At 65.9% G+C, this 11,593-nt stretch carries 12 protein-coding genes; 6 read left to right on the top strand and 6 right to left on the bottom strand.

Going from position 1 to position 11,593, the window contains the following annotated elements; translation table 11 throughout:
* A partial coding sequence (locus tag AC1P6P_RS12570; protein WP_481402785.1) for a hypothetical protein occupies positions 1-1,557 on the top strand: 1,557 nt, incomplete at its 5' end.
* On the opposite strand, the gene AC1P6P_RS12575 is transcribed toward AC1P6P_RS12570, so the two are convergent.
* Entirely contained in the window at positions 1,547-2,212 is a 666-nt protein-coding gene (locus tag AC1P6P_RS12575) for a CPBP family intramembrane glutamic endopeptidase (protein WP_481402786.1), read from the bottom strand. The genes AC1P6P_RS12570 and AC1P6P_RS12575 overlap by 11 nt on opposite strands.
* A gap of 150 nt (positions 2,213-2,362) precedes the next feature.
* Here AC1P6P_RS12575 and AC1P6P_RS12580 point away from each other — a divergent pair, with 150 nt between their 5' ends.
* From AC1P6P_RS12580 to AC1P6P_RS12595, 4 genes are all read left to right on the top strand, one after another.
* Complete coding sequence (locus tag AC1P6P_RS12580) at positions 2,363-2,701, top strand: DUF952 domain-containing protein (RefSeq protein WP_481402787.1); 339 nt, start codon at positions 2,363-2,365, stop codon at positions 2,699-2,701.
* Positions 2,702-2,703: 2 nt separating this feature from the next.
* Positions 2,704-3,735, top strand: a complete 1,032-nt coding sequence (locus tag AC1P6P_RS12585) for an aldo/keto reductase (RefSeq protein WP_481402788.1) — start codon at positions 2,704-2,706, stop codon at positions 3,733-3,735.
* A gap of 31 nt (positions 3,736-3,766) precedes the next feature.
* Positions 3,767-4,123 (top strand): hypothetical protein, encoded by a 357-nt coding sequence (locus AC1P6P_RS12590; RefSeq protein WP_481402789.1) that lies wholly within the window; start codon positions 3,767-3,769, stop codon positions 4,121-4,123.
* A 68-nt stretch (positions 4,124-4,191) separates the two neighbouring features.
* On the top strand, positions 4,192-4,608 hold the full coding sequence (locus tag AC1P6P_RS12595; RefSeq protein ID WP_481402790.1) for a hypothetical protein: 417 nt from the start codon (positions 4,192-4,194) through the stop codon (positions 4,606-4,608).
* 5 nt (positions 4,609-4,613) lie between these two features.
* Here the strand turns inward: AC1P6P_RS12595 and AC1P6P_RS12600 are convergent, their stop codons facing one another.
* The 3 genes from AC1P6P_RS12600 to AC1P6P_RS12610 all read right to left on the bottom strand — a co-directional run bounded on the left by AC1P6P_RS12600 (position 4,614) and on the right by AC1P6P_RS12610 (position 7,567).
* Entirely contained in the window at positions 4,614-5,978 is a 1,365-nt protein-coding gene (locus tag AC1P6P_RS12600; RefSeq protein ID WP_481402791.1) for a glutamate--cysteine ligase, read from the bottom strand.
* Positions 5,979-6,083: 105 nt separating this feature from the next.
* Complete coding sequence (locus AC1P6P_RS12605) at positions 6,084-6,833, bottom strand: 16S rRNA (uracil(1498)-N(3))-methyltransferase (RefSeq protein WP_481402792.1); 750 nt, start codon at positions 6,831-6,833, stop codon at positions 6,084-6,086.
* A 224-nt stretch (positions 6,834-7,057) separates the two neighbouring features.
* Complete coding sequence (locus AC1P6P_RS12610; protein WP_481402793.1) at positions 7,058-7,567, bottom strand: hypothetical protein; 510 nt, start codon at positions 7,565-7,567, stop codon at positions 7,058-7,060.
* Between the two features lie 29 nt (positions 7,568-7,596).
* Between AC1P6P_RS12610 and ubiA the strand changes: the two genes are divergently transcribed.
* Positions 7,597-8,541: a 4-hydroxybenzoate octaprenyltransferase gene (ubiA, locus tag AC1P6P_RS12615; protein WP_481402794.1), complete on the top strand. Its 945-nt coding sequence runs from the start codon at positions 7,597-7,599 to the stop codon at positions 8,539-8,541.
* Between the two features lie 4 nt (positions 8,542-8,545).
* On the opposite strand, the gene AC1P6P_RS12620 is transcribed toward ubiA, so the two are convergent.
* Together AC1P6P_RS12620 and AC1P6P_RS12625 are read right to left on the bottom strand one after the other, a co-directional pair.
* Positions 8,546-8,860, bottom strand: coding sequence for a hypothetical protein (locus tag AC1P6P_RS12620; RefSeq protein ID WP_481402795.1), 315 nt, complete (start codon positions 8,858-8,860; stop codon positions 8,546-8,548).
* A gap of 69 nt (positions 8,861-8,929) precedes the next feature.
* Positions 8,930-11,419, bottom strand: coding sequence for a response regulator (locus tag AC1P6P_RS12625; protein ID WP_481402796.1), 2,490 nt, complete (start codon positions 11,417-11,419; stop codon positions 8,930-8,932).
* Positions 11,420-11,593: the final 174 nt, after the last annotated feature.

Here is an 11,593-nt window from a genome sequence, read left to right on the forward strand (position 1 = left end):
CGCGTGCGGGAGCGGCCGGTTCTGTTGTGCATTGCCGTGCTGACGGTCGTCGCCCTCATTCCGGCGCTGTTGTTTCCCCTGCCGCCGCTGGTCGATTATCCCAATCACCTCGCCCGCATCTGGCTGATCGGCGGCGGCGTCGATACGGCGCCGGTGAACACGTTCTATTACGAGGATTGGCACGCGGTCGGCGCCGGCATCGCCATCGATCTTGCCGCCAAGCTGCTGACGCCGGTGGTCTCCCCTTACGCCATCGGCCGCGGCCTGCTGCTGCTGGCGATCGTGCTGCCGGGGCTGGGAGCGATCGCGCTCAATGCCCGGCTGTTCCGCGGCCTCAATGCATGGCAGCCGTTTTTCCTGCTGTTCTGGTGCGCCCAGACGCTGATCGCAGGTCTCATCAATTTCCAGATCGGCCTCGGCCTCGCGATGCTGGCCGCGGCGGCGGAAGGTTTTGTCGCCAAGCGCGGGCCATGGGTGCTGACGGCGTGGCGCATCGCCATCGGCCTTCTACTGATGCTGATCCATCCCTATGCGCTGTTCTTCTATGCCCTCGTCCTGGCGGCGATTGCGTTCGGGGCCGCGCGGCCGACAAAGCCCGAGGTGCCGCGACGATTGCGTCAGGCGGCGGCCGCGGCGGCCTTCGCGCTGGTGCCGGTGGCGCTGTTCTTCCTGCGGGTCAGGGGCGTTCCCGGCACCGAGGACCGCTTGAGCAAGCCGGCGCTGTTCAACGATCCGCTCGGCACCGCCCACGCCATCGCCTCGCCGTTTCTCAGCTATGACATCCTCGTCGACATCGCTTTCGCCCTGCCGTTCGGGGCGCTGGTGGTGTGGGCGCTGGCGAAGCACAAATTCACCGTCCACGCCGGGCTCTGCACCGTCGCCATCGCGCTGGCGCTAGCGGCACTGGTGATGCCATCCAATTTCGGCCACACCGGCTGGATCGACCGCCGCTTTCCGCTGCTGGCGCTGCTTGCGGTGCTGGCGGGAACGCGCCTCAACGCTCGCCAGCGCTGGATGCTGATCGGCGCCGCCGTGCTGGTCTGCGCGCGCACCGCCTGGATTGCGCTCAACTGGAATGCGTTTGCGCCGCTGCCCGAGGCGATGCGGCTTGCCCTCGCCGAGGTGCCCGCGGGCGCCCGCGTGCTCGCGCTGCAGCACGACAACACCGGCCGCGACGGCGCGTTCCATGTGCTCGGGCGCACCACCTCCACCCTCGACGAAACCTATCGCCATTATCCGTCGTTGATGCTGCCGTGGCGGCACGCCTTCACGCCGATGCTGTTTGCCCAGCCGGGCGAAAAGCCGATCCAGTTGCGCCCCGACTTCGCCCGCATCGCCAATCCGACCGGCGGGGTGATGCTGTCGGTGCACGCGCTGCACAACTTCCGCCTGCTCGACCGGCGCACGCAGTACATCCGCCACTGGCGCACGAATTTCGATTTTCTGTTGGTGCTGAACGCCGATCGCCCCGACCGCTACGGCCCGTTCACGCCGCCGCCGGGCCTGACCCTCGTCATCGACACCGGCTTCGCCCAGCTCTGGCGCATCACCATTTGATGTAGTGGGCGTATATCCAGGCGGAGAAAAGGGTGTGCGCCAGGATCAGCGGCCACAGCTTGCCGGTGCGCTCGTACCACATGCCGAAGATGAGCCCCATCGGCACGATCACCAGCACCGCCACCACGCCCTGGCTCAAATTCAGCGCCAGCCGGATCGCGACGCTGAGGTTGATGCCGAGATTGGGCCAGCCCTTCTCCTTCAAGGCGCCGATGACATAGCCGGCGGCGAATAGCTCCTCGAACAGGGCGCTGACCAGCACCAGCGCCAGCACCACATAGGGCGTCAGATACGGCGGCACCGGCGTGGTGTCGTGCGGCAGCGCCCCCGGCGTCAGCACCGCAACCAGCATGCCGGCGGCATTCATGGTGACGAACAAGGCAGCGGCGAGCGCCAGCGCCCACGGTCCATCCATCCAATCGGAGACCAGGCCGAGCCGTGCGACGGTCCAGCCGCGGCCCCACAGGAACAGGCCGCCCACGGCGACGATCCCGGCCATGATCGCGACCAGCTGCCAGACATCGCGCTCGGCGGTGCCGCCGGTTCCGGGATGGACAAGCTCGATCACGCTGGTGACCGCGAAATAGCCGAACGCCCCGGCCACAACCACGGCAAACTCCACCGGGAACGGCAATCTCTGCAGCAACTGACGCATCACGACTCCGGGCTTCGGCGCGGCCACTATAGCAGCGGCACAACCCGGGCGCGCCAGGGCCGACCGCGACACGGCGCGCACGGCATCAACAGCGTTGCGTCGCCGGCCGCAGTGTGCTTTCGCTCTGGCGCGGATTTCGGAGCGGCACCGGTGATCTACAAAATCGCGACTACGGACGAGTGGACGGCGGCGGCACGCACCGGCACCTATCACGGCTCGGCCAACGACAGGAACGACGGCTTCATCCATTTTTCCAAAGCCGAGCAGGTCGCCGGAACCTTGGCGAAGTATTACGCCGGCGCCGACGGGCTGGTGTTGGCGGCAATCGACGAGGCCGGCCTCGACAGCCTCCGCTGGGAGCCTTCGCGCGACGGCGCCCTGTTTCCGCATCTCTACGGCCCGCTGGCAATGACCGCGGTCGTCTGGGTGCGGCTCTTGACGCGCGATGGCAGCGGCGCCTTCGTGCTGCCGCCCGAAATGGGAGAATGACGATGCGCTACCGCATGCTCGGCAATACCGGCTTCTATGTGTCCGAAATCTGCCTTGGCACCATGACCTTCGGCGGCAAGGGCTTTTTCGAAGCGGTCGGCAAGGTCGACCAGAAATCCGCGACCGCCCTGGTGGCGCGCGCGCTCGATGCCGGCGTGAATTTCATCGATACCGCCGACGTCTATTCCGAAGGCCTGTCGGAAACCTTGCTCGGCAACGCGCTGAAAGACATCGGCGTCAAGCGCTCCGACGTGGTGGTGGCGACCAAAGTCTACGGCCGCATGGGCCCGACACCCAACGCCGCCGGCCTGTCGCGCGGACACATCATGGATGCGGTGGAAGCGAGCCTGGAGCGCTTGCAGACCGATCACATCGACCTTTATCAGGTCCACGCCCAGGACCTCGTCACCCCTGTGGAAGAGGTGATGGAGGCGCTGAACGATCTCGTGCGCCGCGGCCTGGTGCGCTACATCGGCGTCTCGAACTGGCAGGCGTGGCGCATCATGAAGGCGCAAGGCCATGCCGAGAAACGCGGGCAGGCGCGGTTCGAATCCCTGCAGGCGTATTACTCCATCGCCGGACGCGATCTCGAACGCGACGTCGCTCCGATGCTGGCCGACCAGAAGATGGGCCTGATGGTGTGGAGCCCGCTCGGCGGCGGCATTCTCTCCGGCAAGTTTTCGCGCGACGCCGCGGGGCCGCAAGGCGCCCGCCGTTCGACCTTCGATTTCCCGCCGATCGACAAGGACCTCGCCTTCGGCCTCGTCGATGCCATGCGCGAAATCGGTGCGCCGCGCGGCGTCAGCCCGGCCCGCGTTGCCCTTGCCTGGGTGCTGTCGCGCCCGTTCGTCACCAGCGTGATCATCGGGGTGAAAACCGAGGCGCAGCTCGACGACAATCTGGCGGCGGCGGACCTTCAGCTTACGCCCGAGGAAATCGCGCGGCTGGATGAGCTCTCCGCCTTGAAGCCGGAATATCCCGGCTGGATGGTCGAGCGGCAGAACGATCCGCGGCGCAATCCGAACACGAAGTGAGGTCAGGCTGCGGTCATTACTGGAGGCTCTCATGCGCGGTCTACTCATGATCGCCTTTCTGACAGCGGTACCGGCTGAAGCCGGTTTGTGGACCGCCGCCTGCCAGGATCGCGAGATTCAGTATCAGCAGATCACTGGTGGCGACGGTTATCTGCACGTCGCGGGCGACGGCGGCGCCTTCACCACCGTCAAGCTGAAGCAAAGCTTTCTCAGCAAAGACATGGTGTGTGCCAGCGTCCCCGCCACGGTCGGCCCCGACGAAATCGCCACGGTATGCGCCAACACCGCCGACCAGACCATCCGCGTCCTGCGCGGTGCCGACCTCGCCAAGGGCGTGAAGCCGGACAAGGCGCCGGTGCTGTGCCCGGCGGTGGTAAACGTTAATTAGCTCGGCGGTTGCGCCCGGCGCACTAATCGGCCATTGATCGGGCCGCTCTTTTTTTGCGGGAGACGGACATGCGGGCATGGGTATGGGTGGCGGCGGCGGCGATGCTGACCGGCGCAGGGATTGCCAAGCCGGTGCAGAAGCCTGCCGCGCCCGCGAAGGCGGCTGAAGCGACCTGGATCGCGATCTGCTTCGGCGAGGACGCGCAATACACCCAGACCATCGGCGGTGCCGGCTATTTTCATCTCGGCACCGGCCAGCACAGCTATCAGACCCAGAAATTGGTGCAGACCTCGTATGACGGCAATCAGGTGTGCGCCGTCGCCGATCCGAAAGCGCCGCACTCCGATTCCAACGTCGCGCTGATCTGCGCCAATCTCGCCAATAAAACGATTTCGGTGATGTCCGACTCGACCGCCGAAACCAAGAAGGTCGAGCCGAAGAACGCGACCGTCTTCTGCACCGCCCGCATCGACGTGCTGAAGTAGCCGCCCTACAAAAAATTGTACTCCGTGAAGATCTGCTTGAGGTCCTTGCCCCAGTCGGTGCGGTAGGCCTGCAACAGCTCTTCGGCGCGGGTGTAACCGCGATTGACGAGTTCGCGCAGCGGCATCAGGAAGCCCTCTTCGGTCATGCCGATGGAATCGTGAGCGGCACGGCGCTTCAGGCCCTCGGCGGAAATGTCGAGCATGCGCTGGGCCAGTTCCCACACCGTCGTCGAGCGGAACGGCGTCTTGAAGGCGAGCCGGGCGACGCCATCGCGCATCGCCTGACGCTCTTCGGCGGTCCAATCCTTGACCAAATCCCAGGCGGCGTCGAGCGCGACATCGTCGTAGAGGATACCGACCCACAACGCCGGCAGGCCGCAGATGCGCCGCCAGGTGCCGCCATCGGCGCCGCGCATCTCGAGGAAGCGCTTGAGCCGCACTTCCGGGAAGATGGTGGTGAGATGATCGGCGAAGTCCGACATCTGCGGATCGATGTGCGCGACCTCGGGAATCTTGTGGGCGAGAAAATCGCGAAAACTCTTGCCGGCGACATCGATATAGCGGCCGTCGCGGTAGACGAAGTACATCGGCACATCGAGCACGTAATCGACGTAGCGCTCGAAGCTCATGCCCTTTTCGAATACCCACGGCAGCATGCCGGCGCGGTCGTTGTCGACGTCGGTCCAGACGTGGGCGCGATACGACAGGAAGCCGTTGTGCTTGCCTTCGCGGAACGGCGAATTGGCGAACAGCGCGGTCGCGACCGGCTGCAGCGCCAGCGCGACGCGGAATTTCTTGATCATGTCGGCTTCGGAGGAGAAGTCGAGATTGACCTGCACCGTGCAGGTGCGGAACATCATCTCTTCGCCATAGCCGCCCACCTTGGGCATATAGCGCTTCATGATGCCGTAACGGCCCTTCGGCATCGGATAGACTTCGCTGATCGGCCACGTCGGGGCATAGCCGAGCCCGATGGCGCCGGCGCCGATCTCGGCCGCGACCTGACGCACCTGCTGCTTGTGGGTGTTCACCTCGGCGCAGGTCTCGTGCACCGTTTTCAGCGGCGCCCCCGACAGCTCAAACTGGCCGCCCGGCTCCAGGCTGATCGAGGCGCCGTTCTGCGACAGCCCGATGATGTTCTCGCCTTCCAGGATCGGCTCCCAGCCGAACCGTTGCATGCCTTCCAGCAGCGCCTTGATCCCCGGGACGCCGTCGTAGCGCAGCGGGTTGTGCGTCTTCATGCAGTAGACGAATTTCTCGTGCTCGGTGCCGATGCGCCAGTCTTCGCGCGGCTTGCTGCCCTCGGCGAGGTAACGCACGAGATCGTCGCGCGATTCAATCGGACCGCCGGCGGATTGCGGAATGGACATCGAGAACCTCAAAGCCCGCGTCGCGGGTGTGAAATGGACGCGCTGTATGTAGGAACGGGACCGGACCCCGACAAGACGCTGCGCGCAAGCGCCTCAGTTTAGTTGTTACTGCCAATCGCCGCAAACCGACTGCCATACCGCCAACGCCGCCAGGGCGGCCGTATCGGCGCGCAGAATACGCGGGCCCAGCGACACCGGCGTGACGAGCGGCAGGGCGCGCAAGGCGGCGCGTTCGGCCGGATCGAAGCCGCCCTCGGGCCCGATGAACACCGCCCAGGGTTGCGCCCCCTGCTGCCGCAATGCCTCAGCAATCGGGGCACAATCGCCGCCCTCGTCGCAGTACAGGATGCGCCGCTCCGCCGGCCACGCCGCCAGCAGTTTGTCGAACCCGAGCGGCTCGCGAATCTCCGGCACGCTGACCCGCTCCGATTGCTCCGCCGCTTCCACCGCATTGGCCGTCATGCGCTCGGTGTTGACGCGGGTGACGATGGTGCGCCGGGTCAGGACCGGCTGCAGCACGCGGACACCGAGTTCGGTCGCCTTCTGGGTGAGGTAATCGGCCGGCGTCTTCTTGATCGGCGCGAACACCAGCCACACATCCGGCGCCTCGGCCTGCGGCGCGGTCTGCACCGTGCATTCCACCGTGCAGGTGCGCTTGGCGGTCTCGCGCACTTCGGCCAGCCACTCGCCATCGCGCCCGTTGAACAGATTGAGCCGGTCGCCCGGCCGCGCCCGCATCACATGCAGCAGATAATGCGCCTGCCCCTCGTCCACGACGACCCGCGCACCCGCGCCGAGCGCCGCCTCCACGAACAGCCGCAACTTCCCGCCGGGATAGGTGAGATCAGAGGACATGCATTGCCTGCCGTGCCGATGGATGGGATTGGGTGAGCCCGCGATGACAGAAAAGGTCGCACGCGGAGACGCGGAGGCGCGGAGATGGCCGACCACAACGCCACGATCCTCTTGTCGACGGGCACTGGCGTATGAGCACACACCCTCGCGCCACGCCTCCGCGTCTGCGCGTGACTCTTCCGTCCGTTCCTGCATCCCGGACGCGCCCGGGATGCCACTGTATTTCACTCATGTATCTTCCTGCTCCCCTTCAAGCTGACGGGGTGGACGTTCAGGGTGTCTTCGCTGACGTCGTATTCGTCCTGCAGATAGCCGGCGTTCTGCAATGCTTCACTTTGGCCGCTGACGTGGCAGAGGACGCGGGCGGTGCCTTTCGGCAGGTCGGTGCGTTCGGAAACGCTGCAGATGAAATCGGTCATGCCGGCTTCGCAGCCCTTGGCGCGGGCGCGGCGGGCGTAATAGGGCTCGCACTCCGACCATTTGCGCAGGAACGCATGGCGGGCGAATTCGGCATCGAGCACGCCGGCGGGAAAATCCTGCACCGCCTCCTCGCGGTAGTGGCCGACGCACAGGCACTTGCCGGGCTTCCATGCCGGATTGACGCTGAGACCGGCGACAACGCTGTGGACCGGCGCCGCGGACAGCGCGATCTCCTGGTCGGCACTGCGCCCACAGCCGGCCGCCGCCAGCACCAGCAGCAGTTTCCATCGCCATCGGCGTGCGAGTTGTGGCATAACGACTCCCGGTCCTTTCGAAGCCCCGTATGACAGAGAACACCGCCCCACTCGTCAAGCCTGCCGACGCGGTCGCCGCCGCCCTGGTCGATCGTGCGCCGGCGGCGCTGCAGCCGTATCTCAGGCTGATGCGGCTCGACCGGCCGATCGGCACCTGGCTGCTCTATTGGCCGTGCGTGTTCGGGCTGGTGTTGGGCGCCGCCGCCGAGAGCCGCCCGTTCGGCACCTGGCGCGACCTGTTTTATGTCGCCCTGCTCGGTCTCGGCGCGGTCGTCATGCGCGGCGCCGGCTGCACCTACAACGACATCGTCGATCGCGAATTCGACGCCGCCGTCGCCCGCACCCGCGCCCGCCCGATCCCCTCCGGTGCCGTCAGCGTGCGCCACGCCTGGATGTTCTGCATCGGACTCTGCTTCGTCGGGCTGCTCGTGCTGTTGTGCCTCAACCGGCTGGCGATCCTTCTCGGCGTCGGCTCGCTGGTGCTGGTGGCGGCCTATCCGTTCATGAAACGGATCACCTGGTGGCCGCAGGCGTGGCTGGGGCTGACGTTCAACTGGGGCGCGGTGCTCGGCTTTGCCGCGGTGACCGCCAGCGTCGATATCGGCGATCTCTATCTCTACGCCGGCCTGTTCTTCTGGACGCTCGGCTACGACACCATCTATGCCCACCAGGACAAGGACGACGACGCGCTGATCGGCGTCAAATCCACCGCGCGGCTCTTCGGCGACAAGTCGCGGCAGTGGATTCTCGGCTTCTACGCCGTCGCCTTCACCCTGATCCTCGCCGCCGGATTCGCCGAACACACCGGCTTCGTGTTCGTGTTCCTGATGCTCTTGGCCGGCGCCCACATGATGTGGCAGGTGCGCCAGCTCGACATCGACGCCTCGGAAAAATGCCTGAAACTGTTCCGCGCCAACCGCGAAACCGGCGCCCTGATCGCCGCGGCGCTGATCGTTTCGACCTGGGTGGGGTAAGACCCTACGACTTGAATTTCGCGAACACCTGATGGTCCTTGTTGTCCTGCATCAGGGACGACAGGCCGTTGAGGGTATCGAGACCGAGGCCGCTGGGGGGGCCGCCGTCGGGATCGGCGCTGATCTTGCCGTAAGCGGCGCTGGCGACCTTTTCCCATTTGCCGTTGGGCTTCTTGATCTCGAGATTGGCGACGGTCGCCTTGAGGTCGAGGCGCACGATGGCGACGTCGAACGCCCTCGGCTTCATCAGGCTGGTGTAGCCGCCCACCAGTTGCCAGCCGTTGGCCAGGGCCCAGGCGCTCAATTCGTCTTTCGTCATCAGCAGCATCCTCGCGTCAGGCGCACGGTGTAATCCAACGCGGCCCTTGCGAGAAGAGGCGGGGCGCGATTACGCCGCCGCGGCTTTGTTGACGCGCTGGCCGATGGCGAGCCAGGCGGCTTGCGACGCCGTGTGCAGGCCGGCGACGAGGCGCGGGACTTCGGCGTCGTCGCTCGCCTGACAGGCGCGTTCGAGCTGTTCGGAAAGCTGGAACACCCGCATGGCACCGAAGGTGCCGGAATTCGATTTGAGATCGTGCGCCTCGCGGCGGATGGCGTTGAAATCGAGCTTTTCGGCTGCCGCTTCGATGCGCTGCAAGGTGCCGCGCGTATTCGACAGATAGGCCAGCAGCATCGCGTTGTAGCGGTCCGGCGGCAGCACCTTGGCGAGGGCGTCGAGCTTTTCCTCGTCGAGTTCGGCGACCTCGGGCTGGGCCGGTTCGACCTCGCCGGCATCGTCCTCCAGCCACAGTTCGGCCGAGGAGAAGCGCGCGATCACGGCCAGGAAGGTATCGGGATTGACCGGCTTGGTGATGAACTCCGACATGCCCGCTTCGGTGCAGGCTTCCTTGTCCTCGCGCATGGCATTGGCGGTCATCGCCACGATCGGCGTGTTGCACACCGGCGGCGGCAGCGCCTTGATGATCTTGGAAGCCTCGATGCCGCCCATGCGCGGCATCTGCATGTCCATCAGGATGACATCGAAGCCGCCGCCCTTGGCCGCTTCCACCGCCTGGACGCCGTCGCCGACGCAGTCCACCGCATAGCCTGCCGACTCCAGCAGAGTCTTGGCGACCATGACGTTGATCTCGTTATCCTCGGCGAGCAGCACGCGGCCGCGGGTTCCGACCGGCACCGGCGCTTCGCTGGCAGGAGCGGGCTCGCTCGCGGCCTGCGGTTCGGCCACAACCACCGCATCGGCCTCGGCAAACGCGGCGCCATCGCGCTCGACGGGCGTCAGGTTCTGGATCAGCGTGGTCTCGCGCACCGGCTTGGTCACCACCGCATCGATGCCGCTGCGGGAGTCGGCCTGCAGCACCATGCCGATCGACGACGCCAGCACGATCCGCGTACGGACGAGCGAGTTGTTGGCCCGGATCTTGGCCGCCACCGCGGCGCCCGACAGGCCCGGCATGACATGATCGAGCAGCACGGTGTGATAGGGCTCGCCGATCGCGTCGGCCATCACCAGCGCGCCGAGAGCGGACGGGCCGTCCTTGGCCTCGCCGACGGTGGCGCCGTGGGCTTCGAGCAGGCTCTTGAAGACGCTGCGGGTGATGGCGAGATCGTCGACCAGCAGGATGCGCCGGCCGGCGAGGCATTGGTCCGCCGCCGGAGCACTCGCGGCGCCGTTCGGCAATTCGATTTCGAACCAGAACACGCTGCCGCCGCCGTCGCGGTCGGCGACGCCGACTTCGCCGTTCATCAGCGTGATGAGCTGCTGGCAGATCGACAGGCCGAGGCCGGTGCCGCCGTATTTGCGCGAGATGGACGCGTCGGCCTGCTGGAATTTCTTGAACAGCCGGCCCTTGGCTTCGTCGGAGATGCCGATGCCGGTGTCTTCCACCCGCACGGTGAGCTTGGTGCAGCCGTCGGCGCCCGGCGCGGTGTGCATCAGAAGCGCGACGTGACCGCTCTCGGTGAACTTGATCGCGTTGGTGAGGAGGTTGAGGAACACCTGCCGCAAGCGCGCGGCATCGCCGATCAACGTCCCACGGGCGCCCTCGTCGGCATAGCCCACCAGTTCGATGTTCTTTTCGGCGGCGCGCGCCGACAACAGCTCGATGACGTCTTCCACCACCGTCTGCGGCGTGAACTCGGCCGCTTCCAGCTCGACCTTGCCGGCTTCGAGCTTGGAGATGTCGAGAATGTCGTTGATGATCGACAACAGGCAATCGGCCGACAGCCGCATCGCCTCGGCATACTGGCGCTGTTCCGGCTGCAGCTTGGTGCGCAACAGCAGCGCATTCATGCCGATGATGCCGTTCATCGGCGTGCGGATTTCGTGGCTCATCGAGGCCAGGAACATCGATTTGGCCTGATTGGCGGCATCGGCCTGATCGCGCGCCTGGCTCAACATCGCCTCGCGCTCGCGCAGCTGATCGGTGGCGAAGCAATTCTGGATATGGTCTTCCACCGATTTGGCGAACCGCGCCATCAATTGGCGTTCGTCATCCGCCAGCGTGCGCGGCATGCGCCCATAAAGGCAAAGCGCGCCGATCAACGCCCCTTCGCTGTTCTGCAGCGGCATGCCGATGGCAGAGCAGAAACCGCCGGCTTCCGACAGCAGCGGGGCTTCGTCGAGATCGGGATATTCCACCGTTGCAGCGGCGGTCAGCACAACCTCGGTCAGCGTGCCCATCAGCGGCTCGCGCGACATTCGCTCCTGACCGGATCGGATGCTGACAATATCGTCGCCGTCGACGACATTGGCCGAAACGACGGCTGCATTCAGCACGTCTCGTATAATGGCGCAAAGATTCTCGATCCCGCCGCGGCGACTGCCGCATTCGAGATCGATGCTCCCCCCGCCGGCGCTATAGCGTACAGCTTCCGTCACGACCGCTCCCCTGACGCGGTTACACCGCTCCGATCACGCTGCACCCCGCCGCGTTCCGGTTTTCAGGCGCGCGGAGCCTAGCCGTCAGGGTTCAAAAAAATGGTTGCTAACGGCAAAAACCCTCGGAAATGGCGGGTAATGGCTAGCAGATGGTTAGCGCGCCACGGTGTGTGC

Source organism: Rhizomicrobium sp. (genome assembly GCF_056722145.1).